An 860-nucleotide genomic window follows, 5' to 3' on the forward strand; every position below is an offset into this window, starting at 1 on the left:
GCTAACGCCTTGTTAAGGGGTGAGCAACGCAATATAGAAGCCACCGCATACCGCCTTAAACACTAAAACCAACGCACACTAAAAATGCCACGCGTTGCGAATCCCTCTTGAACAATTTGTTAGCAGTTTAGTCGCAGTGCCCCTTGATGTTACCTACGAACATATTTGCCCCATTAAAAGCCCCAAAACCATTGATGGACTTTGTATATACAGCTTTTCCTGAATCTGGATATACAGCCCACGTTTCGATAGTCGATTCGCCACTATTGCTAACATCAGCGCAGATTAATGTAGCTGCACCAGCTTGAAAACAACTCATGTTATTTGGAGAGACGCTACTTTCATCACCTTTAAATTCAACAATGAATTTTTGAGATGAAATGCCATCTTTGCCTATTTCAAAACTTTCGATTTGACGTGTAGAAAAGCCTTTTAGGTCGCCAACAACATAGCAACTAGCTTGACTGGTAAATGATACTAACAAAAAAACAAAAGTGAGATACTTCATAACTTCTCCAAACTGCTAACGATGCGTTAAGGGGCTGTGCAACGCAAACCGCTATACCTCAACAAACAGCCCTAACCACGGAGTTCAACTTTGCTACAAAAATTGCCACGCGTTAGCAGTCCCGCTTGAACGCCTTTGTTAAGAAGAACTTAAATTGAAACAAGAGGCTCTGCAATGTGCACGGACGAACGATAAGGCACAGGTCACCCAATTGATGCTTAGACTCCGATAGACGAATGCCGCGAACAAACGGGCGAACAGACGTACTCCGAGGACTGCCAATAGCCGTGCGATGGTGGGTTGTTGCACAAACGCCGATCGGCTTATTGGCGCAAGCATCCTACTTAAACAG

1 protein-coding gene is annotated in these 860 nt (G+C 44.2%); it reads right to left on the bottom strand.

The window, feature by feature from the left end; translation table 11 throughout:
* Positions 1 to 127: 127 nt before the first annotated feature.
* Positions 128 to 508, bottom strand: a complete 381-nt coding sequence (locus QTO00_RS20265; RefSeq protein ID WP_025580543.1) for a hypothetical protein — start codon at positions 506 to 508, stop codon at positions 128 to 130.
* Positions 509 to 860 lie beyond the last annotated feature (352 nt).

The organism is Vibrio sp. M260118 (assembly GCF_036533755.1).
Lineage (GTDB): Bacteria > Pseudomonadota > Gammaproteobacteria > Enterobacterales > Vibrionaceae > Vibrio.

Coding starts and splice junctions, on each gene's coding strand:
- QTO00_RS20265 (WP_025580543.1), bottom strand. CDS start 508: ATGAAGTATCTCACTTTTGTTTTTTTGTTAGTATCATTTACCAGTCAA.